This window comes from Phytohabitans flavus (assembly GCF_011764545.1).
In the GTDB taxonomy this organism is placed as follows: Bacteria; Actinomycetota; Actinomycetes; order Mycobacteriales; family Micromonosporaceae; genus Phytohabitans; species Phytohabitans flavus.
Map to the genome: position 1 here is coordinate 5,508,238 of NZ_AP022870.1, position 20,916 is coordinate 5,529,153.

Here is a 20,916-nt window from a genome sequence, read left to right on the forward strand (position 1 = left end):
TGCCTATGCCGATCAAAAGTCCAGGTCAGGACGTACTGTGAGGTCATGTTGGTCTGGCCTGGGCGCCGATACCCCTTAGGCGCGACTTATGACGGTGTAGGCACGAATTTCGCTCTCTACTCCGAGGTGGCGGAGGCGGTCGAGCTCTGCCTCTTCGACGCGGACGGCACCGAGCAGCGGATCGAGCTGCACGAGGTCGACGCGTTCGTCTGGCACGCCTTCCTGCCTGGCGTCGAGCCGGGCCAGCGCTACGGCTTCCGGGTGCACGGGCCGTACGACCCGGGCCGCGGGGTCCGCTGCAACCCGAACAAGCTGCTCCTCGACCCGTACGCGAAGGCCGTCGACGGCGATGTGCGGTGGGACCCGGCGCTCTACGGGTACGACCTGGAGCACCCGGAGCGCATGTCCGAAGTGGACTCGGCGGCGTTCATGTCGAAGGCGGTCGTGGTCAACCCGTACTTCGACTGGGGCAACGACCGCCCGCCGCGCCGGCCGTACCACGACACGCTCATCTACGAGGCGCACGTCAAGGGGCTCACCTGGCGGCACCCGGGCATCCCGGAGCAGCTGCGCGGTACCTACGCCGGCATCGCCCACCCCGCGATGATCGACCACCTCACTCGGCTGGGCGTGACCGCGATCGAGCTGATGCCGGTGCACCAGTTCATCCACGACCACCGCCTCGACGAGCGCGGGATGCGCAATTACTGGGGCTACAACACGATCGGCTACTTCGCGCCCTACCACGGGTACTCGGCGATGGGGCACCTGGGACAGCAGGTGCAGGAGTTTCGGGGCATGGTGCGGGCGCTGCACGCCGCCGGCATCGAGGTCATCCTCGACGTGGTCTACAACCACACCGCCGAGGGCAACCACCTCGGCCCAACGCTCGCCTTCAAGGGCATCGACAACGGCGCGTACTACCGGCTCGTCGACAACGCCCCGCAGCAGTACATGGACTACACCGGGTGCGGCAACAGCCTCAACATGCGCGGCCCGCAGACGCTCCAGCTCATCATGGACTCGCTGCGGTACTGGGTGCAGGAGATGCACGTCGACGGCTTCCGCTTCGACCTGGCCGCCGCGCTGGCACGGGAGTTCTACGAGGTCGACCGGCTCTCCACGTTCTTCGAGGTGGTGCAGCAGGACCCGGTGGTCAGTCAGGTCAAGCTCATCGCCGAGCCGTGGGACATCGGGCCGGGCGGCTACCAGGTCGGCAACTTCCCTCCCCTGTGGACGGAGTGGAACGGCAAGTTCCGCGACACCACCCGCGACTTCTGGCGCTCGCAGCCGGTGCTCGCCGAGTTCGCCAGCCGGATCAGCGGGTCGGCGGACCTCTACCAGGACGACGGGCGGCGCCCCTTCCACAGCATCAACTTCGTCACCTGCCACGACGGCTTCACGCTGACCGACCTCGTGTCGTACAACGACAAGCACAACGAGGCGAACGGCGAGGAGAACCGCGACGGCGAGAGCTACAACCGCTCGTGGAACTCCGGGGTGGAAGGCCCCACCGACGACGCCGACGTGCTCGCGCTGCGGGCCCGGCAGCGCCGCAACTTCCTCGCCACGCTGCTGCTCTCGCAGGGCGTACCGATGATCAGCCACGGCGACGAGCTGGGCCGCACGCAGCGTGGCAACAACAACGTGTACTGCCAGGACAACGAACTGTCCTGGGTCGACTGGGAGAACGTGGACGAGCGGCTGCTCGACTTCGTACGCGGGCTGACCGCCTTCCGGGCCCGCCACAAGGTGTTCCGCCGCCGGCGCTTCTTCACCGGCGACCTGGTCAAGTCGCGCAGCGCGTCCACCCCCGTCGCGGACATGGAGTGGTTCACGCCGGACGGGCGCCAGATGCAGGCCACCGACTGGGACAGCGACGTCGGCGCGCTGGCGGTCTTCGTCAACGGCGAGGGGATCCGCGAGCGCGGCCGGTACGGCGAGCGCCAGTCGGACGACTCGTTCCTGCTCTGCTTCAACGGCCACCACGAGCCGATCGAGTTCGTGCTGCCGCCGGCGGAGTACGGCGAGAAGTGGCAGACGGTCATCGACACGTCCGAGGCCGGACCGTTGAGCCCGGTGATGCTCGGCGCGGACGCGAAGGTGACGGTGCCGGAGAGATCCCTGCTGGTCCTGGACCGGGCAGTCTGATGAGCGGGCCGCACCCCACGTACCGCATCCAGGTGCGGCCGGACTTCGACCTGCTCAAGACCGCCGAGCTGGTGGACTACCTCGCCGCGCTCGGCGTGGGCGCCCTGTACAGCGCGCCGCTGCTCGCCGCCACGCCCGGCTCCGCACACGGGTACGACGTCGTGGACCACTCGCGGGTCAACCCGGAGCTGGGCGGGGCGGCGGCGCTCGACCGGCTGCGCGCGGCCCTGCGCGGGGCCGGCCTCGGCCTCGTCGTGGACATCGTGCCCAACCACGCCGGGGTCGCGGTGCCCTCGGCCAACCCGGCCTGGTGGGACGTGCTGCGCCGGGGACAGGGCTCTCCGTACGCACCGTGGTTCGACGTCGACTGGGCGCAGGGCCGGATCCGGCTGCCCGTACTCGCCGACGATCGCGCGGCGCTGGACGACCTCAAGGTGGTCGGCGACGAGCTGGTGTACCAGGAGCAGCGCTTCCCGATCGCGGACGGCACCGGCGGGGGCGAGCCGCGCGAGGTGCACGACCGGCAGCACTACCGGCTCGTCTCGTGGCGGGAGGGCCCGAGCTACCGGCGGTTCTTCGCGGTGTCCACGCTGGCCGGCCTGCGCGTCGAGGACCCGGACGTGTTCGGCGCGACGCACGCGGAGATCCTGCGCTGGGACGCCGACGGCATCCGGGTGGACCACCCCGACGGGCTCCGCGACCCCGGCGCCTACCTGGCCCGGCTGCGCGCGGCGGCGCCGTCCGCGTGGCTGCTGGTGGAGAAGATCTTGGAGCCGGGCGAACGGCTGCCCCGCTCCTGGCCGGTGGACGGCACGACCGGGTACGACGCGCTGGGCGAGGTGTGCGGGCTCTTCGCCGACCCGGAGGGCGAGGAGACGTTCAGCCGCCTCGCCGGGAGCGCGAGGTGGCCGGACATCGCGTACAAGGCCAAGATGGAAGCCGCCACCACGCTGCTGGCCGCCGAGCGGGACCGGCTGGCCCGGCTCGCGCCGGAGATCCCGCGCGCCGCGGACGTGCTCGCCGAGCTCGCCGCCGGCTTCGAGGTGTACCGCTCGTACCTGCCCGGCGGCGCCCGCCATCTCGCGGCCGCACGGGTCGAGGCCGGCCTGCGCCGCCCCGACCTCGCCGACGAACTGGACGCGCTCACCGCCCGGCTCGGCGACCCGGAGGACGAGCTGGCGATCCGCTTCCAGCAGTACACGGGCGCGGTGATGGCAAAGGGTGTCGAGGACACCGCCTTCTACCGGTACACCCGCTTCGTCGCGCTCAACGAGGTGGGCGGCAATCCCGGCCGCTTCGGCGTGACACCGGCGGCGTTCCACCGCGCGGCCACGGTGCGCGAGCGGGACTGCCCGCACACGATGACGACGCTGTCCACGCACGACACGAAGCGGTCCGAGGACGTGCGGGCGCGGCTCGCCGTTCTGACGGAGATGCCGGCGGAATGGGCGGCGACGCTGCGCCGGTGGACGGCGGCCGCGCCACTCCAAGATCCAAATACTGCCCTTCTGCTTTGGCAGACCGTGGCCGGCGCCTGGCCGATCGAGCGGGAGCGGCTGCACGCGTACCTGGAGAAGGCGGCGCGCGAGGCGGGCGTCTCGACGAGCTGGGGCGACCCGGACCGCGACTTCGAGGCGGCGATGCACGCGGCGGTCGACCGGGCCTACGACGACGAGGCGCTACGCGCGGACATCGCCGCCTTCGTCAAGACCATCACGCCGTACGGCTGGTCGAACTCGCTCGGCCAGAAGCTCGTACAGCTCGCGATGCCGGGCATACCGGACACGTACCAGGGCACGGAGCTGTGGGACAACTCGCTGGTCGACCCGGACAACCGCCGGCCCGTCGACTTCGGCGCCCGGCGTGACCTGCTCGCCCGCCTCGACACCGGGTGGCTCCCGCCGGTAGACGAGACCGGGGCGGCGAAGCTGCTCGTGACGAGCCGGGTCCTGCGGGCGCGGCGCGACCACCCGTTCACCGGCTATTCACCGGTGGCGGTGGAGGGTCCGGCGGCCGAGCACGCGGTGGCGTTCGACCGGGGTAGCGTTGTGGCCGTAGCCACCAGATTGCCAGCTAAGTTGGCATGTCGTGGGGGCTGGGGCGGCACTAAGCTTGCGTTGGCTCCGGGGCGCTGGACCGACACGTTGACGGGACGCACGTGGCAGGCCCGGCGGGTGCTGATATCGGAAGTGCTGTCCGCCTATCCAGTTGCTCTTTTGGTGGTGGCTGCCAGATGACGCGTTTTAGTGTGTGGGCGCCGGAGGCCTCCCGGCTTCGCGTGCGCATCGACGGGATCGACCATCGCATGGCGCTCGACGCCGGCGGGTGGTGGCGCACCGACGTCGACTGTGCCGCGCACGGCACCGACTACATGTACCTGCTGGACGACTCCGACGAGCCGCTGCCGGACCCGCGTTCGCGCTGGCAGCCGTATGGGGTGCACGGTCCCAGCCGCACCTACGACCACGCCGCCTTCCCGTGGACCGACGACGAGTGGACCGGGCGTGACCTGTCCGGCGGCGTCATCTATTCGGTCCGGGTGGGCGGTTTCACGCCGGACGGCACCTTCGACGCCGCGATCGCCCGCCTCGACCACCTCGCCGACCTGGGCGTCGACGCCGTCGAGCTGCACCCGGTCAACGTCGAGCGCGGCTCGGCCCACCACAGCGCGTGCTGGTACACGCCGCACCCGTCGTATGGCGGTCCGGACGGGTTGAAGCGCTTCGTCGACGCCTGCCACGAGCGCGGTATCGCGGTGGTGCTCAACCTGGCGTACGACCACCTCCAGCCGGGCGCCGGCGCGCACCGCATCGGGCCGTACCTGGCCGAGGTGGCCAACACGTGGGGCCACACGCTCGCGCTCGACGGACCGCACGGCGCTGGCATGCGCAGCTTCATCACCGACAACGTGCTGATGTGGCTGCGTGACTACCACGCCGACGGGGTCCGGCTCGACGCCGCGCACACGCTGATCGACCGCGACGCGCTGCTGCTGCTCGACGAGCTCTCCGCCGCGGTCTCCGCCCTCTCGATCGGCCTGGGGCGCCCGCTGGCGCTGATCGCCGGCTCGGGGCTCGCCGGTGCCCGGTTCATCCCCGGCCCCGGCGCCGACCTGGCCGAGCTGCTCGCACCCTCACCGGGCGGCGCGGCCGGCATCCCGGCGCTCGACCGTGACCACCGCGCCGAGTTCGGCTCGCTCGAGCAGCTGTTCGGCATCCTGCGCGCCGGCTTCGCCACGGTGCTCACCACCGACCGCCCCACCGCCGCCCTCTCCCCCGGCCTGCTCCGGATCGGGGCGACGCTGCTGCTCACCGCGCCCTCGACGCCGGTGCTCCAGATGGGCGAGGAGTGGGCCGCGCGGATGCCCTTCGGGCCCGACGGGGTGTCGACGCCCGGCGCGCTGGACTGGTCCGAGCTCGACAAGGCCGAGCACCGCGACATGCTCGACCTGCACCGGCGGCTGATCGTGCTGCGCAAGAGCCAGCCCGACCTCGCCTCGCCGGTGCTCCGTCGCAGCGAGGTCTGGCACGGCGGCAGCTTCCTCGCCATCCGCCGCGGTAGCTGTGTGGTGGTCGCCAACCTGCGCCGCACGACCCAGCGCATCAACCTGCACGGCACCGCGCGTTCGGTGCTGGCCGCGACCGAGCCGGGCCTTGTGCTCGTCCACGACGCCGCCGACCTGCCCGGCGAGTCGGCCGCGGTCATCGCCTGCTGCCGCTTCGACCGCTGAGCCCTTTCGTTACTGCGGCGCGGAGTTGATCCGCTGAAGCTCGATGGTCCAGGTCGGGCCGATCTGGAGCAGCGAGTTGCCGTCGCACGTGTACCGCTCCGGGTCCACGCTGCCGCTCAGCTGCGTGCGACCGGTCTCCCGGCCGCTCTGCCGCCAGATCACCGTGCCCGTCGCCCTCGCGTTGCTGTACAGGATCTGGCCGCCGCCGGTCTGCCAGTTGTAGTCCATCCGGCCGGTCGTGATGACCTCGTAGGTGCGGTTGTTGACCTTGGCCCGCGCGTTGATGCCGCGGTCGCCGTACCGGACCTGGAGCGTGCCGTCGGCCCGGAAGTGCTGGACCGCGCCCGAGCTGCGCAGCCGTACCCGGACCCCGTCGATCGTCGTGTCGGTCTCGTGCGAGGTCTCCCGCCAGGTGCCGATCAGGCACGAGTCGTGCCGCGGATCCTCCGAAGTGGACGGCTCCGGCGACGGGGACTCCTGCGGCGCGGCCGAGGAGGCCGAGGGCGCCGGAGACGACTGGGACGCGGTCGGGGAGGCGGCCACCGGCACGGGATCGTCGTTCTCCAGCCCGGAGGAAATGATCATCGCGGCGGCGATGATGCCGATGATCAGCAGCACCACGAGCCCGCCGACGAGGACCGGCAGGGCAGCGCCAACCTGGTTGTTGGGCTGTGCGGGCTGCTGCGGCGGGGGCTGGTGTGGCGACCCGGGATGCATGGACGGAACGTTATCCCGTCACCGCACCACCGGCTACGCGCCCGTCGATCGGCTCAGCCTTCGGCGACCATGTCCGCGATCACGACCGTGATGTTGTCCGGCCCGCCGGCCCGCAGCGCCAGGTCCACCAGCCGCGCGGCGCAGTCACCCGGATCCGGGTACCCGCTGAGCACCTCCTGCATCGTCTCCGCGCTGACCACATTGGACAGGCCGTCGCTGCACAGCAGCCACCGGTCGCCCACGGTCGGCCGCATGAACGTGTACGCGGGGGTGGCGTCGCCGCCCTGGAGCGCCTGCGTGACCACCGCCCGCCGCGGGTGGTGGCTGGCCTGCTCGGGAGTGATCACACCCTCGTCCACGAGCATCTGCACGAACGTGTCGTCCCTGGTCATCTGCTGTAGCTGCCCATCGCGGAGCAGGTACGCGCGGGAGTCGCCGACGTGCCCGAGCGCCAGGGCGGTACCGGTGAAAAGCACGGTCGTGAGGGTGGTGCCCATGCCGTCGCGGCTCGGGTCTTCGGCCACCGCCTCGCGGATGCGACCGTTGGCCGTGGCGAGCGCCTCGCGCAGCGCCTCGATCAACCCATCGTCGGGAATCTCCCGGTCCAGCGGCGCCACGGACTCGATGACGATGCGGCTGGCGAGGTCACCGGCGGCCATACCACCCATGCCGTCGGCGACGGCGAGCAGGTGTGGTCCGGCGTGCACCGAGTCCTGGTTCGCGGGCCGAACCAGACCGGTATCGCTCACCGCCGCGTAGCGCAGCTTCAGGGTCATGGCAGGGAGCCTGCCAGGGCGACGTTTGGATGTCTCTAGTAGATCACCGGTCCCGCCCGTTATGGGGTTAAATTCCTTTTTGTTCTACGGGATGCTCGGGGACGGCGGCGACATCCCGAGACATCGATTGACATCAGCGAAACGCGCTGGCAACATCGATGGCGATTGGGAGCGCTCCCACATCCGGAAGGGATCCGCCCGTGACCCGACGCCCCACCGCCATCCTCGCGGCCCTCGCCGCCGCCTTCCTGGCCGCCACCGCACTCACCGGGACGGCCCACGCCGAGGAGGTCGAGCACATAGACAACGGCACCTTCGACGGCACGACCGCCCCTTGGTGGAACACCCCCAACACCCCGATCGCCGCCGTCGACGGCCGCCTCTGCGCCGAGGTGCCGGGCGGCACTGCGAACCCTTGGGACGCCAGCATCGGCCACAACGACATCCCGCTCGTCGACGGCGACGCGTACCGGCTGACCTTCACCGCCTCGGCCACCGCGTCGGGGCCGGTCCGCGCGAACGTCCAGCTCAACGAGACGCCGTTCACCACGGCACTGTCCCGCGAGGTCGTGCTCACGACCACACCGCAGACCTTCACGTACGAGTTCGACGGCAACATCGACTCCACGAACGGCGCGTTCACGTTCCAGCTCGGCGGCTCGGCCAATCCCTTCACCTTCTGCCTCGACGACGTCTCGCTCACCAGCGAAGGCTCCGCGGGCGGCGGCGGGCCGGAGCAGGTCGAGAACGGTGACTTCAACGACGGTACGGCCGGCTGGTACTCGTACGGCACCACGTCAACGGCCGTGCTCGACGGCCGGCTCTGCTCCGAGGTGCCCGGTGGCCTCGCCAACCCGTGGGACGCGGGCGTCGGGCAAAACGGCGTGCCACTTGTCGCCGGCTCCGCGTACACGTTCTCGTTCGACGCCTCGGCCGCACCGGGCGCCACAGTCCGCGCGGCCGTACAGCTCGGCGTCGACCCGTTCACCGCGTATTTGAGCCGGGACGTGACCGTGACCGGCGAGACCCAGCACCTCGAGTTCACCTTCACCTCGCCGGTCGACACCGACCAGGCGCAGGTCGCGTTCCAGGTCGGCGCCAACCCGACCGCGTACACCCTCTGCCTCGACAACGTCTCCCTGCTCGGCGGCGAGGAGGAGCCGCCGTACGTGCCGGAGACCGGCCCCCGCGTCCGGGTCAACCAGGCCGGCTACCTTCCGTCCGGCCCCAAGGGCGCGACGGTCGTCACCACCGCCACCGAGGCGCTGCCCTGGCAGCTCAAGAACGGCGGCGGCACCGTGGTGGCCAGCGGCCAGACCGCGCCGCGGGGCACCGACCAGGCGTCCGGGCAGAACGTCCACACCGTCGACTTCGGCTCCTTCAAGACGGTTGGAACGGGGTACACGCTGACCGCCGACGGCGAGACGAGCCATCCGTTCGACATCGCGGGCGACGTCTTCAAGCAGCTCCGCTCGGACTCCCTCCAGTTCTTCTACGCCCAGCGCAGCGGCATCGCGATCGACGGTGGGCTGATCGGCGAGCAGTACGCCCGCCCCGCCGGCCACCTCGGCGTGGCCCCCAACAAGGGCGACACGGACGTACCCTGCCAGCCCGGCGTCTGTGACTATCGGCTCGACGTGCGCGGCGGCTGGTACGACGCGGGCGACCACGGCAAGTACGTCGTCAACGGCGGCATCGCCACGGCCCAGCTGCTCAGCTCGTTCGAGCGGACCAAGACGGCACCGACGGCCGGCGGCGGCGCGGGGCTGGCCGACGGTACCCTCCGCGTGCCGGAGCGGGGCAACGGCGTGCCGGACGTGCTCGACGAGGCCCGGTGGGAGCTGGACTTCCTCATCCGCATGCAGGTGCCGGCCGGCAAGCCGCGCGCCGGGATGGCGCACCACAAGATGCACGACGCCAACTGGACCGGCATCCCGATGGCCCCGGAGGACGACCCGCAGCCGCGCGAGCTGCACCCGCCGTCCACGGCCGCCACGCTCAACCTCGCCGCCACCGCCGCGCAGGGCGCTCGCCTCTTCGCGCCGTACGACGCGGCGTTCGCGGCGAAGGCGCTCACCGCGGCGAAGACGGCCTACGCGGCGGCCAAGGCCAACCCGGCCGTGTACGCCAACCCGCAGGACGGCAACGGCGGCGGCACATACAGCGACAACGATGTGACCGACGAGTTCTACTGGGCGGCCGCCGAGCTGTACCTGACCACCGGCGAGGCGCCGTACTTGACGGACCTGACCGCCTCACCGCACCACACGAGCGCGGACGTCTTCGGCTCGACCGGCTTCGGCTGGGGCAGCACCGCCGCGCTCGGCCGGCTCGACCTGGCCACTGTCCCGAGTGGACTGCCGGCCGCCGAGCGGGACCGGCTGCGCGCCTCGGTGCTTTCCGCCGCCGACGCGTACCTCACCACCCAGGCCGGCCAGGCGTACGGCCTGCCGATGCCGGGCCACCGGGGCGCCTACTTCTGGGGCGCCAACAGCAACATCCTCAACAACATGGTGGTGCTGGCCACCGCGTTCGACATCTCGGGCACGGCCAAGTACCGGGACGGCGCGATCCAGGGCGTGGACTACATCCTGGGCCGCAACGCGCTCAACCAGTCGTACGTGACCGGGTGGGGCGAGAAGGCGTCGCAAAACCAGCACAGCCGCATCTTCGCCAACCAGGCGGACGCCTCGCTGCCACACCCGCCGGCCGGCTCGATCGCGGGCGGGGCGAACGCCAGCCTGGACGACCCGTTCGCCAAGCAGCTCCTCGACGGGTGCCAGCCGATGTTCTGCTACGTCGACCACATCGAGTCGTACGCGACGAACGAGGTGGCCATCAACTGGAACTCGGCCCTGGCCTGGGTCGCCTCGTTCCTGGCCGACCAAGGTGCGGCCGGTCCGGCGCCGGCGACTCGCTGCCAGGTGAGCTACGTCGTGCACGGCACCTGGACCGGCGGCTTCACCGCGCAAGCCACCATCACGAACACCGGTACTTCCGCGATCGACGGGTGGTCTCTGCGCTGGGCATTCCTAGGTGGACAGAAGGTCACCCAGTCCTGGCTGGCCGACACCACCCAGTCCGGTGCCACGGTCACGGCTCGGAACCAATCGCACAACCGCCGCATCGAACCGGGCGCTTCGAAGACGTTCGGCTTCAATGCCTCGACCAGCGGACCCAATCCGTCACCTGGCTTGTTCGCCCTGAACGGCGCCACGTGTAGCTGAAAGATCGCCCATATAGCCACCCGTCCCCGGGTTACGCCGGGGGCGGGCGGCGTGAAAGGGTAGAGCGCGTGGGTGGTAAGGGTCAGGCATCGGTCGTAAGCCGCTGTCCATGCTGTGGTTACCGGACCGGGTGCGTGACATGCCCGGTCTGTTTCTGGACCGACCCCGCGCAGGCGGATCCGGGGGCGTTCGTCGCGGTGGGCGGGCCAAACGGCGATCTCACGCTGAGCGAGGCCAAGCTCAACTTCGCGCTCTACGGCGCCAGCCATCCGAAGTATCGGGACGTGGTGCGCAAGCCGCGACCCGAAGAGATCGTGTAGCCGTCACCGTAGCCAGTCGAGCAGCTTGTCACGGCGCTTGAGACCTCGGCTCATCCCGGCCGAGGCCCGTGAAACCTTCGCCACAATCCTCAGAACTGTCAGGTACCACGCTGATCTAATCTGAGCCGTCGCGCAGGATGCCATGATGAGCGCCGAGCAACTGACCATCCAGGCCACCTTCGGGGTGGCCCTTCTCGCGTTACTGATCGGGCACCAGCTCGGCGACCACGTCGCGCAGACCGACAAGCAGGCCGACAACAAAGCCGCCAGCGGAAGCGCCGGAGTCCGGGCGATGGTTGGACATCTGCTGAGTTACCACCTCACCGCCGGCGCGGTGCTCGCCGGTACCGCGTTCACGCTGGAGCTGCCGCTGTCGCTGCCCGGCGTCGTCGCGGGCTTCGCCTTCTCGGTCGTCAGCCACGCGATCCTCGACCGCCGCACGCCGGTACGCCAGTTGCTGCGGTATACCCGCTCCCCGGTCTTCGCCGAGCAGACGTCCCCGGTCTGCGGCATGTACGTCGCCGACCAGGCCCTGCACTGGTTCTCCCTTCTCGTCTCGGCGCTACTCATCGCGAGGCTGTAGAAAGGCACCCATGCGCATCACCCCCGGCGGGCCCGGCGACATCGACACAGTTCTCGGGCTGCTCGACGACGCGACGGCCTGGCTGGTGAGCATCGGCCGCACCGGCCAGTGGGGCACCCAGCCGCGCTCGGCAAACCCTCGGGCGGTCGCCCAGATCACCGAGTGGGCCGAAGCCGGCCGGCTGCACCTGGCCCACCTCGACGGGCAGGTCGCCGGCGCATTGGGAGTCGGTGCGGCGATGCACTACGTACCGCCGGCAACTGAGCCCGAGCTGTACGTCAACCTCCTTGTCACCGGCCGGGCCTTCGCCGGTCGCGGCGTCGGTGCACGGCTGCTCGACCACGCCCGGGAGATGGCCCGCGAGCGCGGCGCGCACCTGCTGCGGGTGGACTGCTACGCCGGCGGCGACCGGAAGCTGGTCCGGTACTACGAGGGGCAGGGCTTCACCGCCACCGATACGTTCGCTGTGAGCGAATGGCCTGGTCAGGTGCTGGTCCAGCGCTTGCGCTCTGGGTGAACAGGGCTGGGCCGCCGGGTACCCGGCTGGTTGTCTGGTCCAATGGAGATCTTGGTTCTGGGTGGCACGGCATGGTTGGGTCGCGAGCTCGCGCGGGAGGCGCTGTCCCGCGGCCACGCGGTGACCTGCCTGGCCCGCGGTGAGAGCGGCGAGGTGGCCGGGGCGCGACGCTTGTCGTCGCCGACCGGAGCACGCCGGAGGCGTATGACGAGGTCCGCGGGCAGGACTGGGACGCGGTCCTCGACGTGTCCTGGCAGCCCGGCTTCGTGCGCGGGGCGCTCGACGCACTCGCCCCGAGAGCCCGGCACTGGACGTACGTCTCCACTGGCAACGTCTACGCCGACCACGGCACGCCCGGCGACGACGAGTCGGGCCAGCTGCTCCCACCGACCGACCTGGACACCGTGGACCGGGCGCTCTACGGCGAGGCGAAGGTGGCCTGCGAGCGGGCCTGCGTCGCGGCGGCCGGCGACCGGCTGCTGATCGCCCGCTCAGGACTTATCGGTGGGCCGGGCGACCACACCGACCGCACCGGGTACTGGGTGGCCCGGGCCGCCCGGGATCGCGCGGCGCCGCTGCTGGTACCCGACGTGCCCGACCAGGCCACGCAGGTGGTCGACGTACGTGACCTGACCGCGTGGCTGCTCGACGCCGCAGCGGCGGGGACGACCGGCACGTACGACGCGGTCGGCCCGTTGGTGCCGCTCGGCGAGTGGATCGCGCTGTCCCGCAAGGTCGGCGGGCACGACGGCCCGGTGGTCAGCGCCGACCCGGCGTGGCTGCGGTCGCGGGAGGTGCCTGAGTTCATGGGCGAGGAGTCGCTTGCCATGTGGGTGAGCGCGCCCGGCTGGGGGTCCTTTATGGACCGGAAGGGCGCCGCCGCGGTCAGCGCCGGGCTGCGGCACCGCCCGCGCGAGCAGATGCTCGCCGACACCCTGGCCTGGGAACGGGAGCGGGGTCTCGACCGTCACCGCGAGGCTGGCCTGAGCCCGGGCCGCGAGCGGGAACTCATCGCGGCCCTGTCAGAGGCGTGAGGCAGGATCGCGGCATGACGACTCTTGGCGCCGTGTACCTGCCGTACCTCCCGCCTGAGCGGCTGCGCGCCGTCGCCCAGGCCGCCGACGAGGCCGGCCTTGAGGAGCTCTGGCTGTGGGAGGACTGCTTCCTGGAAGGCGGGGTGGCGAGCATGTCCGCCGCGCTCGCCTGGACCGAGCGGCTCCGGGTCGGCATTGGGCTGCTCCCGGTGCCGCTGCGCAACGTCGCGGTGGCCGCGATGGAGGTGGCCACCCTCGACCGCCTCTTCCCTGGCCGGGCCTTGGTGGGCATCGGCCACGGCGTCCAGGACTGGATGGGCCAGGTCGGCGTGCGGGCCGAGTCGCCGGTCACCCTTCTCCGCGAGTACGGTACGGCGCTGCGCGCGCTGCTGGCCGGCGAGCGGGTCACGACCAAGGGGCGGTACGTGTCGCTCGACGGCGTCGCGCTCGACTGGCCGCCGCCGGCCCGTCCTCCGCTCTTCGTCGGGGCCGTCGGTCCCCGGTCACTGCGCCTGGCCGGCGAGCTCGGGGACGGCACGCTGCTCAGCGGAGGCACCCCGCCCGATGAGGTACGGCGGGCTAGGGCGCTCGTCGACGAGGGGCGCGCCCGCCGTGCAGAGGGCGCCGACGACCCGCACCAGATCGTGGTCAGCGTGCACGCGGCCATTGGCCCGGACGCGGCCGAGCGGCTGGAGGCCGAGCGGGTGAAGTGGGGTATGACTCGATCGCGCAGCGGAGCGTGACGGGCAGCGCGGAGCAGATCGCCGAGGGAATCGCCGCCTGGGTCGAGGCGGGTGCCACCACTGTGGTGCTTCAGCCCACCCCGGACGACCCAGACCCGGAGGGCTTCATGCGCTTCGTGGCCCAGGAGGTCCGGCCCCTGGTGCCGTGAGTGCCGGTGGCCGGGCCCAAGGCCCGGCCACCGGATCGTCCGGTCCGCTCAGCCGAGCTTCTCGTCGACGAAGCACCAGCGCCATTCCTCGCCCGGCTGGAAGGACTTGATCACCGGGTGTCCGACCTCGCGGAAGTGGGCGCTCGCGTGCTTGGCCGGCGACGAGTCGCAGCAGCCGACCCGCCCACAGGTGAGGCAGAGCCGCAGGTGCACCCAGTCGCGGTGGCCGGCGGCCAGGCAGTCCTGGCAGCCCTCCGTGGTCTGCGGCTCCACCGTGCCGGCCTCAGCGAGATGAGTACAGGCCATCCTTAGTCCTCCGTCGTTCGCAGCAGCAACGACTCCTCCAAGTCCAGATCGCGCTGGGCCCGGCGGAGCACCTCCTCGGGAATGCGTCCCTCGTCGCGGGCATTCCGGAACACCTCGCGCTCGGCGTCGATCATCTCGCGGCGGAGCCGACCATACGCTTGGGACGGTGTCTCCGTCGCGCCGCCCAGCCGCTCCCACGCCTTGTTGACCCGGTGCTCGGCGACCTCGCGCAGCCGCTCGACAGTCGCGGCCGGCGCGCCGTCGGCGAGCGCCTCCAGCCGGTCGCGGGCGGCTCGGCTGGCCGCGTTCTGGGTCGCCGCCTCGACGAGCGTGTCCTGCGTCGGGTCGTCCGGCGGCACTCGCAGGCGCCGCGCGACCCAGGGCAGGGTCGCGCCCTGTAGCACCAGCGTCACCACGATCACCGCGAACGCGAGCCAGACGAAAAGCTCCCGAGGGTACGCCACCTCGCTGGTCTCCGGCAGGGCGAGCGCGGCGGCCAGCGTCACCACGCCGCGCATCCCGGCCCAACTGATCACTGTCGGCATACTGAGCGTGGGCGACGGGTCCCGCTGGCGCATCTTGGGCACGAGCCGGGCCGCGTACGTGGCCGGGAAGACCCAGGCGAACCGCGCCACGAGCAGCGTGAGCACGACCGCCGCGGTGACCCAGACGACCTCGGTCCACGGTGTGTCCAGGTCGCGCACGATCTCGCGGAGCTGTAGGCCCACCAGCAGGAAGACCATACCCTCGAGCAGGAACCGGGCGATCCGCCAGAACCCGTCGGTTTGCAGCCGGGAGGCCGCCGACATGAGGGTGGGCATCCGGTGGCCGATGTAGAGCCCGGCGACCACCACCGCCACGACCCCCGAGGCGTGCACGGCCTCGGCTGGCAGCACGATGACGAACGGCGTGAGCAGTGACAGCGCGGTGTCGACAAGCGGCTCCTTGATCCGCCTGTGCAGGTACGCGATCACCAGCGCGGCGGCCCCGCCGATCAAGATGCCACCGCCGGCCGCGAGCGCCACGTCGACGGTCACGTCCATGAAGCCGACCGCCGCACCGGTCGCGGCGGACACCGACACCCGCAGCAGCACGAGCGCCGTGGCGTCGTTCACCAGGCTCTCGCCTTCGAGGATCGTGACCAGCCGGCGGGGCAGCCCGATCCGCCGGGCCACCGCCGTGGCGGCGACCGCGTCGGGCGGCGCGACCACCGCGCCGAGTGCCACGCAGAGCGCGTACGGCACCGCGGGCAGCAGCAGGTGCAGCACGGTACCCACGGCGAACGCGGTGAAGATGACCAGCCCGATCGCGAGCAGCAGGATCGGCCGCAGATTGAACCGGAAGGCCGGCACCGACATCTCGATGGCCGCCACGTACAGCAGCGGCGGCAGGATGCCGATCAGCACCATCTCCGGCTCGAGGTGCACCTCGGGCGCGAACGGCAGGAACGACAAGCCGAGCCCGGCGATCACGAGCACGATCGGCGCCAGAAGCCCCAGCTTGCGGGCAAACGCCGTGCCGATCACCGAGATCCCCACCAGCGCGATGATCTCGCCCAGCCCATCCATGCGCAGAAGCTTATGCGGCCCCCGCAGGTAGTGGCCACCGCGCGGGCGTCGACTGCGGAAGCGGGCGGCACCGTCCGCAGACAATTCGTTACAGTAGTCATGCCGTTGCTGTCCGCCACCGAGACATCGGGAAGCCACGATGCGCCGACGCTGGACGACCGCCCTGTTCGCCCTGGCCGCGATCCTGGCGCTGGCGTGCGAAGAGGGCAGCGCGGGCGGCCGGGCGGACCGGACACCCGGCCCCATCAACAGCAGCCTCCCATCGTCGATGGCCGCCCTCGGCGACTCGATCACCACCGCTCACGGCGCCTGTATCACGTTCACCCGGTGCAAGCGGCAGTCCTGGTCGACCGGCGACAGCGGCCTTGTCGACAGCCACTACCGCCGGTTGCTCGCACGGAACAGGGCGATCAAGGACAACGCGCACAACTTCGCCGAGCCAGGCGCCCGGGTTGCCGACCTGCCCGGACAGGCCCAGAAGGCGGTCGACGCGAACGTCGAGTACGTGACGATCCTGATCGGGGCCAACGACGTCTGCCGCAGCAGTGTCGAGGAGATGACGCCGGTCGAGGACTTCCGGCGAGAGCTCGACACGTCGCTGGACATCCTCAAGGGTGGGCTACCCAAGGCGCGCGTGCTCGTGGTGAGCATCCCCGACCTCAACCGCCTCTGGGTGATCGCGCACCGGGAGAACCAGGCGGTGCGGGCGTGGGCGCGCAACGGCACCTGCCCGCCGCTGCTGGCCAACCCGTCGTCCGAGGCCCGGCCGGACGTCGAACGCCGGGCCGCCGTGGCCGAGCGGGTCAACGAGTACAACGCCCAGCTCGCGGCGGCCTGCAAGGCGTACGGCCGGCAGTGCCTCTACGACGGCGGCGCCGCCCACCGTGTCCAGTTCCACACGTTCCAGATCAACCGCCGGGACTGGTTTCACCCCAGCTCGGAAGGTCAGGAGACGCTCGCCGAGGTCACATTCCCTCGCCGCTTCGCTGTCTAGGCAGCCGCGGCTGCCGGTAGAGCGCCTGGGTCCGCTGGGACAGGTCCTTGGTCGCCGCCGAGTTGGCCCAGCTGCCGAAGACGATGCCGGCGCCGGGCACCACCTTGGCGACCATGCGCTTCGCCGCGCCGACGCCGGCCATCTGGGCCAGCTTCACGCCCAGCCGCAGAAACGTACGACCGGCCGCTGCCGGCTGCCCGAAGAGGGCGCCGGCCCGCTCCCGACCCGCGGCCACGCCCAGCGCCAGCCGGGCGGTCTCGGCGACCTTGTGCACCTTCTGTAGGACGAGCAGGTCGGTCGCCCGGTCGCTGTGCGTCGGGTCGATCCCGTACGCCGCGGCGACGTGCAGCACCATCCGGGCCTGGGTCCAGGCGAGCACGCCCACGTCGACGACCGCACCGGGCAGGCCGGCGGCGCCGGAGACCGCGCCGGAGAGGCGGGCGAAGTTGACGAACCGGCGCGTGGCACGGCGCGCCAGCTCGTCGGGGTGTATGCCGGGCTGCTGAGCCCGGGACAGCTCGGCCCAGCGTCTCGCCTCTGGGCCGAGGCGCCGGACGGCCTCGAGGGCGAGGTGCTCCGGCGCGTACTGCGGGTCGCTCTTCATCCGGTCCCACAAGCCGGCTGGCGGCTCGGCGGGCCCGTCTTCCGCGGTGGGGTCCTCTGGCGCCGCCGCTGGCGGCTGAGGTTCAGTCACGGATGCCTCCGGGGGCGAGGGGGGTCACTCCATAGTGCCCGGAAGGAACCACCCCTCGCCCACCGGCGCTCAGCCGTTGGTTACGCCCTGTTGAAGGAGCTGCTGCACCACCGCGGTCGCGACGGGCTCGTGCGGCGCGTACGCCTCGGGGAACGCCGAGACCTGCACCGCCTGCGCGGCGTACGTCAGCGGCATCTGGTCCCAGCCGGGCACCTGGAGCAGACCCTGGTAGAACTTCGTCGCCGCGTACTCCGGCTTCATCAGGTCCGCCACCGGACCCCAGCCGGAGCTGGTGCGCTGCTGGAAGAGGCCGACCGAGTCGTGGTCCCAGCCGGTGCCCTGGTGCGGGTACAGCTTGGACTCGGGCAGCACCTCGCTGGCCCGGTTGAGCAGGGTGCTCTCCTGCATCGCGGTGGCCACCGCGATGACCATGCCGCGCTGGGGCACGCCGTTCTTGGCGCCGGCCCGGATGATCGCGGCCGCGTTCTCGGTCTGTACCTGCGAGAGGCCGGCGACTGGCGTGAGCTGGGCCGGCGCTGCCTTCGGTGCCTCCTCCTTCGGGGCGGCGGGGGGCTGCTGGGCCGCCGGCGGCTGCGCGGGGGGAGCGTCGTTCGTGGACTGCTTCTGGCCGTTGTCGGCCGCCTGGGGGGCCGCGACCTGAGGGGGTGCGGGCTCGGGCCGCTCGGCACGGGACACCACGTCCTCCGCCTCCTGGGCCCGCTGCGCCTCGGCGTGCGCGGCCACCACCGGGGAGACCACGGTCGCCGGGCCGGTGGCGGCGCCGGTCTCCGCGAGGGCGGCGAAGCCGAGGACACCGATGACGCCGGTGGCCACGCCGAGCCGGACCTTACGTGTGTTCAGCTGCTCTCGGATCTGCGCCCAGTCGCGGGCGCGAAGCCAGGCGGGCGCATCGACCGACCACCGCTTCGCACGCTCTCCGACTACCGAGGGCAACGTCCGTAGCCATGACGGAACGTGAGTGTTGCCGGGCGCTCGATGCCGTACGGGGGACCCGCCATCAGCCGAACGGCTACTGCTGGCTGCGGCGGCGGACTGGGGGGTCTTAGTGTCGTCGTCACGCATCAGGCGAGGTTAGACAGCACCCCTCGCGATTACATAGAGTGATTTTGTGACGCCCGCCACTTTGTTGGCGAAGCAAACCCGTCACCGAGCGTCACGGAAGCGCCATGAGGCGATAACCTCGCCAGACCGGCAAGTCGGGTATGCCCAGAGAGTCCTGACATGAGGGCAGATATCCTCCGCCTTGAATGATCAGAAACCGACATGCCTCGACCTCGTACGTTCGGCTGAGTCCCCCTCGACTTCCCGGGAACCGTACGGAGGAACGGATCCAACGCCCCGTAGTCGGATGTGGACGTGTCGTAGTTTGCCACCGCGCGACTAGCGTCGAGCCTGTGCGTGACCTCCGCCACCTGCCGAAGGCCAACCTCCACCTCCACCTGACCGGCTCGATGCGCCCCGCGACGCTGGCCGAGCTCGCCGACCGGTACGGCGTACCCGTGCCGCCACCGCTCGTCCCCGGTATGACGCACGGGTGGGCCGCTTTCCAGACCCGCTACGACGCGGCGCGCGCCGCGCTGCGTACCGCCGAGGACATCGCCCGTGTGGTGGCCGAGGCCGCCGCGGACGACGCGGCCGACGGCGCGGGGTGGCTGGAAATCCAGGTCGACCCCACCTCCTACGCCGACCGGCTCGGTGGCCTGGAGCCGGTGGTCGAGGCGGTGCTGGCCGGCGCGCGGGACGGCATGACCGGCGTCGTCCTGGCCGCGAGCTGGGCCCGCCCGCCCGAGGTGGCGCAGGAGGTGGCACGCCTGGCCGCCCGGTACGCCGGCGCCGGTGTGGTCGGATTCGGACTGTCCAACGACGAGCGGCGCGGGCGGGTGGCCGACTTCGCGCCGGCGTTCCGGATCGCGGCGGACGCGGGGCTGCTGGCCGTGCCGCACGCTGGCTTCTACGAGCCGGCCTGGCACGTCCGGGACTGCGTCAACCTGCTCGGCGCGCACCGGATCGGGCACGGCATCACCGCGAGCGCCGACCCGGGCACCCTCGACCTGCTCGCCGCGAAGGGTGTGGCGCTGGAGGTGTGCCCCACGTCATACCCGCCGCTCGGCGTCATCGCCGACTTCACCGCCCTTGACCTGCGTAGCCTGCTCGACGCTGGTGTCCGGGTGGCCCTCGGCAGCGACGATCCGCTGCTGTTTCCGGGCGGCCTGCACCGGCAGTACGAGATCGCCAGGCAGGAGCTGACCTGCACCGATACGGAGCTGGCCACGCTGGCGCGGCAGTCGGTGGAGGCTTCGGCGGCGCCGCCGGAGATACAGCGGCGGCTCATGGCGGGAATCGACGCCTGGGTCGCGGGGGTTTAATTACGGGTAAGGAATTCGTCCCGAGGAGGACCGGTGCTCGATCCGCATGGCCTGTACGAGCTGGCCGACGACCTGCCCGACCTGGGTCGACCGGTGCTGGTGCAGGCGCTGAGCGGCTTCGTCGACGCGGGCAACGCCGTGCGCCTGGCCCGGGAGCACCTGCTGGAGACGCTCGGTTCGCGGCCGGTGGCCACGTTCGACATCGACCAGCTGCTCGACTACCGCTCCCGCCGCCCTCCGATGATCTTCGTCGAGGACCACTGGGAGTCGTACGAGGCGCCCAAGCTTGAGCTGCACCTGCTGCACGACGACGCCGGTACCCCGTTCCTGCTGCTCACCGGCCCTGAGCCCGACCTGCAATGGGAGCGGCTCGTGGCCGCGCTGATCGAGGTGGTCGAGCGCCTCGGCGTGCGCCTGACCGCCGGACTCAACGCGATCCCGATGGCCGTCCCGCACACCCGCCCGACCGGGATCACCGCCCACGGCACCCGGCGCGAGCTTGTCGCCGGCTACGAGCCGTGGCTCCAGCGGGTCCAGGTGCCGGGCAGCGCCGGCCACCTGCTGGAGTTCCGCCTCGGGGAAAAGAGCCACGACGCGATGGGCTTCGCCGCCCACGTGCCGCACTACCTCGCCCAGGCGGAGTACCCACCGGCCGCGGAGCAGCTGCTGACCTCGGTCTCCAAGTCAACCGGTCTGCTGCTGCCGACCGAGGGCCTGCGCCAGGCCGCCGAGTCCGTGCGCGCCGACATCGACCAGCAGATCGCGCAGACCGCCGAGGCCGCCGAGCTGGTGCGGGCGCTGGAAGAGCAGTACGACGCGTTCACCCGTGGCCGCCAGCGCGGCGCCAACCTGCTCGCCGACAGCGGCCCGCTGCCCACGGCCGAGGAGTTGGGTGCCGAGCTGGAGCGCTTCCTCGCTGAGCAGGGCAAGTCCGGAGACTCCGGGCCGAGCCAGTAAGCCGGCCGCCCTACCCGTCCTGGCCGGTCCGTCGCGCGGGCCCCTGCCCGCGGCCCGGCCTGG

General features: G+C 71.4%; 19 protein-coding genes. 13 read left to right on the top strand and 6 right to left on the bottom strand.

Annotation, left to right across the window (positions count from 1 at the left end; genetic code table 11):
• Positions 1 to 45 precede the first annotated feature (45 nt).
• From glgX to Pflav_RS24035, 3 genes are read left to right on the top strand one after another with little or no spacing between them, the layout of a single operon-like run.
• Positions 46 to 2,151 carry a glycogen debranching protein GlgX gene (gene glgX / locus Pflav_RS24025; protein WP_173038388.1) on the top strand — a complete coding sequence of 702 codons (2,106 nt, stop codon included), beginning with the start codon at positions 46 to 48 and terminating at the stop codon, positions 2,149 to 2,151.
• Positions 2,151 to 4,388, top strand: a complete 2,238-nt coding sequence (treY, locus tag Pflav_RS24030) for a malto-oligosyltrehalose synthase (protein ID WP_173038390.1) — start codon at positions 2,151 to 2,153, stop codon at positions 4,386 to 4,388. The genes glgX and treY overlap by 1 nt, the downstream gene beginning before the upstream one ends.
• Complete coding sequence (locus tag Pflav_RS24035) at positions 4,385 to 5,881, top strand: DUF3459 domain-containing protein (RefSeq protein WP_173038391.1); 1,497 nt, start codon at positions 4,385 to 4,387, stop codon at positions 5,879 to 5,881. Before treY ends, Pflav_RS24035 begins: the two co-directional genes overlap by 4 nt.
• A gap of 9 nt (positions 5,882 to 5,890) precedes the next feature.
• Here the strand turns inward: Pflav_RS24035 and Pflav_RS24040 are convergent, their stop codons facing one another.
• Together Pflav_RS24040 and Pflav_RS24045 are read right to left on the bottom strand one after the other, a co-directional pair.
• Positions 5,891 to 6,598 carry a hypothetical protein gene (locus tag Pflav_RS24040; protein WP_173038393.1) on the bottom strand — a complete coding sequence of 236 codons (708 nt, stop codon included), beginning with the start codon at positions 6,596 to 6,598 and terminating at the stop codon, positions 5,891 to 5,893.
• Between the two features lie 53 nt (positions 6,599 to 6,651).
• Positions 6,652 to 7,374, bottom strand: a complete 723-nt coding sequence (locus Pflav_RS24045; RefSeq protein ID WP_173038395.1) for a PP2C family protein-serine/threonine phosphatase — start codon at positions 7,372 to 7,374, stop codon at positions 6,652 to 6,654.
• 200 nt (positions 7,375 to 7,574) lie between these two features.
• On the opposite strand from Pflav_RS24045, the gene Pflav_RS24050 reads away from it, so the two are divergent.
• From Pflav_RS24050 to Pflav_RS43895, 7 genes are all read left to right on the top strand, one after another.
• Entirely contained in the window at positions 7,575 to 10,601 is a 3,027-nt protein-coding gene (locus Pflav_RS24050) for a glycoside hydrolase family 9 protein (RefSeq protein WP_232071830.1), read from the top strand.
• Positions 10,602 to 10,669: 68 nt separating this feature from the next.
• Positions 10,670 to 10,921 carry a CPCC family cysteine-rich protein gene (locus tag Pflav_RS24055; RefSeq protein WP_173038399.1) on the top strand — a complete coding sequence of 84 codons (252 nt, stop codon included), beginning with the start codon at positions 10,670 to 10,672 and terminating at the stop codon, positions 10,919 to 10,921.
• A gap of 145 nt (positions 10,922 to 11,066) precedes the next feature.
• The gene (locus Pflav_RS24060; RefSeq protein ID WP_173038400.1) at positions 11,067 to 11,504 is read left to right on the top strand and encodes a DUF3307 domain-containing protein; all 438 of its coding nucleotides are present in this window, start codon (positions 11,067 to 11,069) and stop codon (positions 11,502 to 11,504) included.
• Between the two features lie 10 nt (positions 11,505 to 11,514).
• A complete protein-coding gene (locus tag Pflav_RS24065; protein ID WP_173038402.1) occupies positions 11,515 to 12,021 on the top strand; it encodes a GNAT family N-acetyltransferase in 507 nt (168 codons plus the stop codon).
• A gap of 245 nt (positions 12,022 to 12,266) precedes the next feature.
• A complete protein-coding gene (locus Pflav_RS24070; protein WP_197938724.1) occupies positions 12,267 to 13,055 on the top strand; it encodes a Rossmann-fold NAD(P)-binding domain-containing protein in 789 nt (262 codons plus the stop codon).
• Positions 13,056 to 13,069: 14 nt separating this feature from the next.
• Positions 13,070 to 13,798: an LLM class flavin-dependent oxidoreductase gene (locus Pflav_RS24075; protein WP_197938725.1), complete on the top strand. Its 729-nt coding sequence runs from the start codon at positions 13,070 to 13,072 to the stop codon at positions 13,796 to 13,798.
• Positions 13,795 to 13,947, top strand: coding sequence for a hypothetical protein (locus Pflav_RS43895; RefSeq protein WP_197938726.1), 153 nt, complete (start codon positions 13,795 to 13,797; stop codon positions 13,945 to 13,947). The genes Pflav_RS24075 and Pflav_RS43895 overlap by 4 nt, the downstream gene beginning before the upstream one ends.
• Before the next feature lie 48 nt (positions 13,948 to 13,995).
• On the opposite strand, the gene Pflav_RS24080 is transcribed toward Pflav_RS43895, so the two are convergent.
• Positions 13,996 to 14,253, bottom strand: a complete 258-nt coding sequence (locus tag Pflav_RS24080; RefSeq protein WP_173038404.1) for a UBP-type zinc finger domain-containing protein — start codon at positions 14,251 to 14,253, stop codon at positions 13,996 to 13,998.
• 2 nt (positions 14,254 to 14,255) lie between these two features.
• Positions 14,256 to 15,821, bottom strand: a complete 1,566-nt coding sequence (locus tag Pflav_RS24085) for a Na+/H+ antiporter (RefSeq protein ID WP_173038406.1) — start codon at positions 15,819 to 15,821, stop codon at positions 14,256 to 14,258.
• Positions 15,822 to 15,960: 139 nt separating this feature from the next.
• Here Pflav_RS24085 and Pflav_RS24090 point away from each other — a divergent pair, with 139 nt between their 5' ends.
• Positions 15,961 to 16,815 carry an SGNH/GDSL hydrolase family protein gene (locus Pflav_RS24090; protein WP_173038408.1) on the top strand — a complete coding sequence of 285 codons (855 nt, stop codon included), beginning with the start codon at positions 15,961 to 15,963 and terminating at the stop codon, positions 16,813 to 16,815.
• On the opposite strand, the gene Pflav_RS24095 is transcribed toward Pflav_RS24090, so the two are convergent.
• The gene (locus tag Pflav_RS24095; RefSeq protein WP_232071834.1) at positions 16,787 to 17,509 is read right to left on the bottom strand and encodes an EcsC family protein; all 723 of its coding nucleotides are present in this window, start codon (positions 17,507 to 17,509) and stop codon (positions 16,787 to 16,789) included. The two genes, Pflav_RS24090 and Pflav_RS24095, sit on opposite strands and share 29 nt — an antisense overlap.
• Positions 17,510 to 17,578: 69 nt before the next feature.
• Positions 17,579 to 18,343 carry a peptidase M23 gene (locus tag Pflav_RS24100; protein WP_173038410.1) on the bottom strand — a complete coding sequence of 255 codons (765 nt, stop codon included), beginning with the start codon at positions 18,341 to 18,343 and terminating at the stop codon, positions 17,579 to 17,581.
• Between the two features lie 581 nt (positions 18,344 to 18,924).
• Between Pflav_RS24100 and add the strand changes: the two genes are divergently transcribed.
• Both add and Pflav_RS24110 read left to right on the top strand, forming a co-directional pair.
• On the top strand, positions 18,925 to 19,896 hold the full coding sequence (gene add, locus Pflav_RS24105) for an adenosine deaminase (protein ID WP_232071836.1): 972 nt from the start codon (positions 18,925 to 18,927) through the stop codon (positions 19,894 to 19,896).
• A 33-nt stretch (positions 19,897 to 19,929) separates the two neighbouring features.
• The gene (locus Pflav_RS24110; protein ID WP_173038413.1) at positions 19,930 to 20,853 is read left to right on the top strand and encodes a proteasome assembly chaperone family protein; all 924 of its coding nucleotides are present in this window, start codon (positions 19,930 to 19,932) and stop codon (positions 20,851 to 20,853) included.
• Positions 20,854 to 20,916 lie beyond the last annotated feature (63 nt).